Origin of the sequence: Kitasatospora sp. NPDC059812, assembly GCF_042732075.1 — a bacterium.
In the GTDB taxonomy this organism is placed as follows: Bacteria; Actinomycetota; Actinomycetes; order Streptomycetales; family Streptomycetaceae; genus Kitasatospora.
Genome location: NZ_JBHWIO010000158.1, coordinates 1 through 8,298, shown reverse-complemented (window position 1 = coordinate 8,298; position 8,298 = coordinate 1). Strand labels below are relative to the sequence as shown.

The 8,298-nt window shown below is 74.9% G+C and carries 9 protein-coding genes; 4 read left to right on the top strand and 5 right to left on the bottom strand.

Annotated features, from left to right (window positions below):
• Positions 1-935: MFS transporter (locus ACFV6D_RS38310; RefSeq protein WP_380563336.1), on the top strand; the 935-nt coding region annotated here is incomplete at its 5' end.
• A 78-nt stretch (positions 936-1,013) separates the two neighbouring features.
• Here ACFV6D_RS38310 and pth read toward each other — a convergent pair.
• The 4 genes from pth to ACFV6D_RS38290 all read right to left on the bottom strand — a co-directional run bounded on the left by pth (position 1,014) and on the right by ACFV6D_RS38290 (position 3,709).
• The gene (gene pth, locus ACFV6D_RS38305; protein WP_380563338.1) at positions 1,014-1,601 is read right to left on the bottom strand and encodes an aminoacyl-tRNA hydrolase; all 588 of its coding nucleotides are present in this window, start codon (positions 1,599-1,601) and stop codon (positions 1,014-1,016) included.
• Positions 1,602-1,711: 110 nt separating this feature from the next.
• Positions 1,712-2,344 (bottom strand): DUF305 domain-containing protein, encoded by a 633-nt coding sequence (locus tag ACFV6D_RS38300; protein ID WP_063351021.1) that lies wholly within the window; start codon positions 2,342-2,344, stop codon positions 1,712-1,714.
• Between the two features lie 92 nt (positions 2,345-2,436).
• Positions 2,437-3,102, bottom strand: a complete 666-nt coding sequence (locus ACFV6D_RS38295; RefSeq protein WP_063347086.1) for a DUF3105 domain-containing protein — start codon at positions 3,100-3,102, stop codon at positions 2,437-2,439.
• Between the two features lie 103 nt (positions 3,103-3,205).
• The gene (locus ACFV6D_RS38290) at positions 3,206-3,709 is read right to left on the bottom strand and encodes a hypothetical protein (protein ID WP_380494450.1); all 504 of its coding nucleotides are present in this window, start codon (positions 3,707-3,709) and stop codon (positions 3,206-3,208) included.
• Between the two features lie 342 nt (positions 3,710-4,051).
• On the opposite strand from ACFV6D_RS38290, the gene ACFV6D_RS38285 reads away from it, so the two are divergent.
• Positions 4,052-5,569 carry a hypothetical protein gene (locus ACFV6D_RS38285; protein ID WP_380563334.1) on the top strand — a complete coding sequence of 506 codons (1,518 nt, stop codon included), beginning with the start codon at positions 4,052-4,054 and terminating at the stop codon, positions 5,567-5,569.
• A 63-nt stretch (positions 5,570-5,632) separates the two neighbouring features.
• On the opposite strand, the gene ACFV6D_RS38280 is transcribed toward ACFV6D_RS38285, so the two are convergent.
• A complete protein-coding gene (locus ACFV6D_RS38280; RefSeq protein ID WP_380563332.1) occupies positions 5,633-6,148 on the bottom strand; it encodes a hypothetical protein in 516 nt (171 codons plus the stop codon).
• A 146-nt stretch (positions 6,149-6,294) separates the two neighbouring features.
• On the opposite strand from ACFV6D_RS38280, the gene ACFV6D_RS38275 reads away from it, so the two are divergent.
• Both ACFV6D_RS38275 and ACFV6D_RS38270 read left to right on the top strand, forming a co-directional pair.
• A complete protein-coding gene (locus ACFV6D_RS38275) occupies positions 6,295-7,575 on the top strand; it encodes a sensor histidine kinase (RefSeq protein WP_380346129.1) in 1,281 nt (426 codons plus the stop codon).
• Complete coding sequence (locus ACFV6D_RS38270) at positions 7,560-8,207, top strand: response regulator transcription factor (protein WP_063347082.1); 648 nt, start codon at positions 7,560-7,562, stop codon at positions 8,205-8,207. The genes ACFV6D_RS38275 and ACFV6D_RS38270 overlap by 16 nt, the downstream gene beginning before the upstream one ends.
• Positions 8,208-8,298 lie beyond the last annotated feature (91 nt).

Sequence of the window (8,298 nt, the reverse complement as noted above, 5' to 3'; positions counted from 1 at the left end):
CCGGGCCCCCGCCCGCCGTCGGCACCGGGCCCCCGCCCGCCGTCGGCACCGGGCCCCCGCCCGCCGTCGGCACCGGGCCCCCGCCCGCAGGAGCCGCCGCGCGCCTGCCCGCTCCCCGCGCCGAGGACGGCCCGCTCGCGCCGGGCGTGGCGAGCCCGCCCGCCACCGCGTCCGGCGGCCGCTTCGACCTGGCCGGCCTGCTGCTGCTCACCGGCTCCACCACCGCGCTGCTGCTCGCCCTGTCCACCGCCTCCGGACTGCCGCTGCCCGGCTGGGCCGCCGCCGCACTGCTGCTCGCCGCCGCCGTCCTCGCGCTCGCGCTGGTCCGTCAGGAACGGCGGGCCGCCCGGCCGATCCTGGCGCCCGGCCTGGTCAACACCCCCGGGGTGCGGTCCGGGCTGGTGGTTTCGCTGATCGGCTACCTGCTGCTGTTCTGCCCGCTCGTGCTCGGCCCGGTGCTGCTGACCGGCGCGGGCGTGCCGGTGGCCCGGGCCGGCCTGGTGATCACCCTGCTGCCTGCCGCGTTCGCGCTCGCCGCGACCGTCGGCGGCGCGCTGCTGCCGCGTGGCTGGTCGGACGTCGCCCGTTGCCGCGCGGGCGCGGTGCTCGCGGGCGCGGGGCTGCTGCTGTTCGCGCTGCTGCCGGTCTCCGGGGCGGCCGTGGCGGTGCCGCTGCTGCTCGCCGGCTACGGGCTGGGACTGCTGCTGCCCGCCAACAACGCGCTGGTGATGCGGGCGATCCCGGCGCAGTGCTCGGCGGTCGGCGGCGGCATGGTGAACATGGCCCGCAGCCTCGGGACGGCGCTCGGCACCGCGCTGCCCGTCCTCGGGGTCCATCTGGCGGGCCCGGCGGCCGGCGGCCGGACGGTGCTGCTCGCCCTCGCGGCGGTCGCGGTGGCAGCCGTGGCCCTGACCCGGCCGGTCCGCCAGGCCTGAGCCGGGACCTCTTCCTCTGAGCCTCCGACCCCTGAGCCTCCGACCCCTGAGCCTGAGAGCCCCTAAGCCTGAGAGCCCCTAAGCCTCCGAGCGGACGTTCAGTGCGTCCTGGGCCCGGTTGAGGCCGCGCCGCACCAGCGTGTCCAGCGCGTCCGCGCACCGGTCCAACACCGCTGGCAGGGCGGCCTGTTCGTGGTCCGAGAACTTCTTCAGCACGAAGTCGCCGGCGCTCTGCCCCTTCGGTGGGCGCCCGATTCCGAAGCGCAGCCGCACGAAGTCGGGGGTGCCGAGCACCTCGCCCACCGAGCGCACGCCGTTGTGGCCGCCGGGGCCGCCGCCGCGCTTGAGCCGTCCGGTGCCGAACGCGAAGTCCAGGTCGTCCTGCACGACCACCAGGTGCTCGACCGGGACGCCGTAACGCCGCAGCAGGCCGGACACCGGTCGGCCGGACAGGTTGATGAACCACTGCGGCTTGGCCAGCACCACCCGGTGGCCGTCGACCTCGATCTCCGCCACCAGGGCGCCGATCCCGCGCCGCCGGAACCGCGCGCCGTACCGTTCGGCCAGCCGTTCCACGGTCAGGAAGCCGGCGTTGTGCCGGGTCAGCCGGAACCACGGGCCGGGGTTGCCCAGTCCGGCGATCAGCCAGGGTGCGGCGGGGGGCATCGGGAACTCCAGGGGCTTGTCGCGGACGCGGGACGGCCGGGGCACGGTACGCACGGTACGGGACCGTCGACCGCGCCCCGGCCGTCCGAGGACACGCGCAGTGGGGTGGGTCAGGACTCGGGCACGCCGGGGGCGGCGCCGCGCTCCGTGAGCATGTCGGTCATCAGCTGCACCTCCGAGGTCTGCGCGACCACCATCGACTGGGCGAGCCGCTTCTCGGCGTCGTTCTTCGCCAGGTCCACATAGCCCTGGGCCATTTCGACGCCGCCCTTGTGGTGCTGGATCATCAGCTGCAGGTAGTACACCTCGGCGTCCCGCCCGCTGAGCGAACGCAGCTTCGCCAGCTGGGTGTTGGTGGCCATGCCGGGCATCAGCGAACCGTCGTGGGCCTGGTAGTCGTGGCCCATCCTCATCCACGCCATCGGCTTGGCCGCCGAGTGCTGCGGCAGCCCCCACTGGTCGATCCAGCCCATCATCATCCCGCGCTGGTTGGCCTGGGTGTTGATGATGTCGAAGGCGAGGGTGCGGGTCGGGTCGTCGCCGGTGCGGTCCCGGACGATGAACGACAGGTCCACCGCCTGCTGGTGGTGGGTCGCCATGTCGCGGGCGAACCCGGCCTCGGGCGAGTCGTCCGCCGGGACGGCCACCGAGGCCGACCCGGACGCCGACGTCCCGCTCGCCACCAGGGCGGGCACCCCGAGGGCCAGCGCGAGGGCGGCGGCCAGCGCGGCCGGCCACCACAGCCGCCGACGGGCCGGGCGCGGCGCCCCGGCCTCGTCCGCGAACTCCTCGGCGGCGTGCTCGGAGCCGTCCTCGGGCAGCGCCGCGTCGGCGGTCACATCTGCCCCATGGTGCAGGAGGCGCCCGGCTCCTGGGTCTGCTTGCCCTGGACGTACTTGGTGAAGAACTGGTTCACCCGGGGGTCGCTCGCGCTGTCCACGATCAGCTGGGTGCTCCAGGCGTTCAGGGTGATGGCGCCCTTCTCGTCCGGGTACGGGCTCATCAGCGAGTACGGGGTGGTCTTGACCTTGTCGGACAGGGTCTTGATGTCGTCCGGCGTCGCCTTGCCGTTGTACGTCACCCAGACCGCGCCGTGCTCCAGCGAGTGGACGGCGCGCTCGTTCTCGACCGGCTGGTCGTAGACGTGGCCCATGCAGTCCAGCCAGATCGCGTTGTGGTCGCCGCCGACCGGCGGGGTCATCGGGTAGCTGACCTTGTCCTTGACGTGGGTGCGGCTCAGCTCGCCGAAGGTCTGCACGCCCGGGATGTCCGCGTTGGCGGCGGCCTGCTCCTTCTTCTTGCTCTGGTTGGCGTCCATGACGATCCAGGTGCCGGTGGCGATCGCGCCGATCACCAGCACACCGGCCGCGACCGAGGCGATGACCTTGTTGCGGCGGTCGCGGCGCTGCTCGCCGGCGCGCAGCTCGGCTATCCGGGCGCGGCGGTCGGTCGGGCCGGGCTTGCCGGACTGCTTGCCGGACTGCTTCGAGGCGGAACCCATGGTGGTTGTCCTTGTCCCCGCCGCGCACTGCTGGTGGCGCGGCGGTCAGCTGAAAGAAGGGGAGGGGCGGATCCGCCGGCGGATGCCGGGCGGTGGGTTCCGCTCAGGACCGGTGTACTTGCAGCTCGTGCAGATCTGGCGCCGGATGCGGACCGTCCAGCAGCCCGGCGGGCACCACTCTGGGCAGCGCCTCGGCTGCCGGCGCGAGCGGTGACGCGGCCGGCTGCGGATGCGGCGGCGGGTTCGGCAGTTGGGCGTCCTGCGCGCAGTACGGGTGGCTGGAGCAGCCGTTGTCACGGCGGGGCTGCCCGCCGTCGGCGGTGCACCACGTCCAGTGCCGCTGCTCGCCGGCGCGCTGGCGCTGGTCGGAGGCCTTGGCGGCGGGGCCGGTGTGCGGGGCGTGACTGGAGACCGTCGTGACGGCGGTGACGGCGGCGGTGACGGTGGTCGGCATCGGAGCGGCGTGCGCGCCGACCGCCTTCGACTGACCGGCGCACGGCAGCGTCGTGAGCAGCGCGACCAGCAGCAGAACCCACAGCACACCCACCGGGCGGCCCGCCGGAGCGGCCCTCCCCGGTCGAGGTGAGCTGGGGGCCGACGCGGTCATGCGCACATTTAATCAGCCGAACGAGTGAAGCGATGCCCCTCCTCGACCCCCATTTTCGGCCGCTCCCGGACCCGAACACCCCGGAAACGCCCTGCTCCGGGCACATCCGGCAAGCAGGGACGGAACGGGACCGAACGCAGGAGTGAACCCGGGGGTGGACGCAGGGGCGGACGCGGCGCCGGACTCCCCGGTGAAACCCGAGGTCGACGCGGTGGCCGGGAACGGCCCGGCGCTGACCGGTTGTCGCCGAAACCCGGACAGCGTCGTTGCACTTGGAGACAATGACGTCGAGTCCGGCCCCGCCGGGGGCGGCGCGACCACGGACCGACCAGGAGCCGCCAGATGAGCAAGCAGGGTGCCCCCGCACAGCCGCACCGGCCGGACGACGGTTGGTGGGAAACGGTCTACGACGGCCCGGCGGGCACCCTCCCCGACACCCCGCACGCGGACCCCGGCGACGGCAGCGTCGACGACTGGTTCGATACGGCGGTCGGCCTCATCGGCCAGCAGCGCACGGCCGAACCGGAGCCGGTCCTGGACGCGGAGCCGGTTCTGGAGTCGGAGCCGGAGCCGGTGGCGGCGGAGTCGGCGGCGGCGGTGCCGGTAGCGGACGAGGTGCTGGAACGGGACAGCATCGACGACTGGTTCGACACCGCGATCGGCGTCATCGGACCCCAGCGGACGGACGAGGAGCCCCACGCCACCGTCCCCGCCCCGGCCATCGCTCCTGACGCCCCGGGACCTGAAGCCGAGACCGCGCCCGCACCAGTTGTCGCCCCGGTCTCCCTGGACAAGCCCACCCCCGAGCCCACCCCCGAGCCCACCCCCGAGCCCGAACCCGAGCCCGAACCCGAGGCCGCCGCCGAGGAACCCGAACCCGCCCCGGAACCCGACACCCTCGCCACCGCCACCGTCCCCGACCCGCGCCCGGCCGTCCGCTCGCCGCTCGCCGACGGCGCCCCCACCGTGCCGCACATCGGCGAGCGCCCGCCGACCTACGGGCCGGAGCCGACCGCCGTCCCGGAGGCGGATCCGGGTGTCCTCGGGGCGCTGGTGCCGGACACCGTCCTGGAGGGCGCCCAGTACGGGTCGTCCGTCCTGCGCGCCGTCTCCGTCCGCGGCGACTCCGCCCGCTTCCGGGGCGAGTCGCGGCGCGACGCGCTGCTGGTCACCAGGTTCGGGGACGGCCCGGACGGGCTGCTGCTCGCCGTGCTCGCCGGCATCGACCGGACCGGCACCGCCGCGGACGAGGCGCTCCCCCCGGAGGCCGTCGCCACCAGCACCCGTGAGGCCTGCCGCCATCTGGCCGCCGCGGTCGGCCGCAGTCGCGAGGGCCTGGCCGCCGACCTGCGCGACGGCGCCCGGGACCGGCTGCGCTACGGCCTCCAGCGGCTCGCCACCGGCGCCGTCGCCCCGCTGCGCGCGCTCGCGCCCGGAAACGAGGGGGACGGCACGCCGTCCCCGGCCTCGCTGCACTGCCTGCTGCTGTCGCTCGACCCGGCGGCCGGCCACCGGGCGGCCTTCGGGGTCGGCCCGGGCGGGCTCTACCTGCTGCGCTCCGGCCACTGGATCGACGCCTACGCGGCCCGCCTGCTGCACCACCCGGACGGCCAGCAGCCGCCGGAGGAGCCGAGGCCGTTCCGCTTCCGGCTGGTCCCCGCCACCCCGGGCGACGTGCTGCTGCTCTGCACCCCCGGCCTGGCCCGCCCGATCGCCGACGAGCCGGCCGTCGCCCACTTCCTGTCCACCCACTGGGCCCACCCGCATCCGCCCGGCACCGTCGACTTCCTCCGCCAGGTCCAGGTCCGCGCCAAGGGCTACGCCGACGACCGTACGGCCGCCGCCGTCTGGACCGACTGACGACCGACTGACGACCGAATGGCCGACCAGACGCCGACCGCACACCAGGCGCCCGACGCCCGGTCAGCGCGCCTTGGGAAAGGCGGCGCGCAGCGCGGAGCCGCGGACGGTGACCGCGGCCCGGAGGACGGGCAGCATGCAGACGGTCTGCACCGCGGCGTACCAGGGCGGGCAGACGCCCGGGATCAGGTCGACGCCGATGATGGCGATCGGCATGATGACGGTGAGGGCGCCCAGTCGTTCGAAGGCCCGGCGGGACCCTCGGGAGGCGGCGACCGCCAGCCGGTGGAGCAGCACGGCGACCACCGGCAGCAGCACCGCCCGGACCCACATGAACGTGTTCACCGGGTGGCCGCTGCCCGCCACCGCGACGACCGCCAGGAACGCGACGGCGCCGAGCGCGCCGTAGACCTTGATACAGGCCGTCACCGTGCCGAAGGCCCGCCGGGTACGGGGGTCGTGGAGCAGCGCCGCCTCGGGCGTGCCGGGCATGTCGCTGCCGGGCATGTCCGTGCGGTGGGCGTTCGTGCGGTGCATCTTCGTGTGGTGCGTGTCCGTGCGGTGCGTGTTGGTGTCCATGTCCACCGACGCTACGAACCGCCCGGCCGGGGCGGTATCGGTCTGGGCCCACGGCTGGGTGGGGCCAGACCCACTCCCCGGCCGATCGGGGCGGTGGCGGGCTCGGCGCGGTGCACAGTGGGAGCACCGTACGGAAGGGGAGAGACGTGGGACGGCTGGGTTCGTGGGTGGCGCGCGCCGGGGTGGGGTTCGTGCGGGCGTGTGTCGTGGCGGCCGTCTGCCTGCTGCTGCCGGCCGTGTGGGCCGCGGCGGTGGCGCTGGGGGTCTGGTGGGGGGCGGGCAACCCGTGGTCGTGGACGGCGCCGTTCGTGCTGGTGGGCGTGGGCACACTCGCCCTGCCCCGCCCCGTCTGCCGGATCGTCCGCTTCCTCGTCGCGCGGTGGACCGCCACGGTGATCCCCGCCGGATACCGGCAGGCCGGGCCGGTGACGCGGATGTCCACCGGGTTCTGGTGGAACGGCTTCTCCTACGAGCGCACCCGCCGGGACGCGCTGATGGACCAGCGCTGGCGGGTCCGCTGGCGGGACCCGGCGAACTGGCGCGACCTGCGGTTCGCGGGGATCGCGCCGTTCACCGCCGGTCTGCTCGCGTGCCTCCCGCCGGCCGGGGTGGTCGTGGCGGCCTGCGCGGTCCTCGGGTTCGGCGGGCCGGAATCCGCCGCGGGCCTGGCCGGGGCGCTCGGCGCGGTCGTGGCCGTGGCCTCCGCCCCGTACGCCTGGCGGCCCGTCGTGCCGGTGGCGGTCCGCTTCCTGCGCCCGTCGCCGGCGATGGCGCTGGCGGAGCGGGTCGAGGAACTGACCGCCCAGCGGGCGGACGTGACGGTCGCGCAGGCCGCCGAGATCCGCCGGATCGAACGGGATCTGCACGACGGGGCGCAGGCCCGCCTGGTCGCGCTCGGGCTCTCCCTGGCGACCGCCGGGAAGCTGATGGAGCGTGACCCCGACCAGGCCAGGGCGCTGATGCGGGACGCGCAGGCCGGTGCCACCGCCTCGCTGGCCGAACTCCGCGACCTGATCCGGGGGATCAGCCCGCCGGTGCTGAGCGAGCGGGGGCTCGTCGACGCCGTCCGCGCGCTCGCCCTGGACGTCCCGCTGGAGGTGGCCGTCAGCGCCGACGCCCTGTTGCGCCTGGACCCGCCGATCGAGTCCGCCGTCTACTTCGGCGTCGCCGAGCTGCTGACCAACGCCGTCCGGCACGCCGGGGCGTCCGGGGTGCGGATCTCCCTCACGCGGGACGGCACCGGTGTCGCCGCCGCGGTCGTCGCCGAGGTCGAGGACGACGGCCGGGGCGGGGCCGACGTCCGGGCCGGCGGCGGGCTGGCGGGCCTGCGCCGCCGGCTCGCGGCCTTCGACGGCACCCTGGAGGTCACCAGTCCGTCGGGCGGTCCGACCCGTGTCAGGATGACGGTGCCATGCGAATCGTTGTAGCCGAAGACCTCTACCTCCTGCGCGACGGGATGGTCCGCCTGATCGAGGCCTGCGGGCACCAGGTGGTGGCCACGGCCGCCACCGGGCCCGAGACGCTCGACGCGTTGCGCAGGTGGCGCCCGGACGTGTCCGTCATCGACGTCCGCATGCCGCCGACCCAGTCGGACGAGGGGCTGCGGGCGGCCCTCGCCGCCCGCGGCGAGATGCCCGGGCTGCCGGTCCTCATCCTCTCCCAGCACGTCGAGCAGCTGTACGCCCGGGAGCTCCTGGCGGACGGCTCCGGCGGCGTCGGCTACCTCCTCAAGGAGAGCGTGTTCGACGCCGACCAGTTCATCGGTGCCCTGGAGCGCGTCGCGGACGGAGGGACGGCCATGGACCCGGCCGTCATCGCGAGACTGCTGTCCAACACGCCACCGAACCGGGGGCTCGAACGGCTCACCGAACGCGAGTACGCCGTGCTGGGGCTGATGGCCGAGGGGCTCTCCAACCAGGCCATCGGCCGCCGGCTCTTCCTGAGCGAGAGCGCCATCGGCAAGTACACCACCGCGATGTTCGGCAAGCTCGGCATCACCGACGACGACGACACCAACCGCCGCGTCCGCGCCGTCCTCACGTACCTGAACAAGTCCTAGGGCGTGTCTTCAAACTCCCGCCTGCGCGCCGGCGTTGGGGCACGCACCTCGCCGCGTTGTCGTCAGTCGCCGATGCTCCGCATGGACTCCC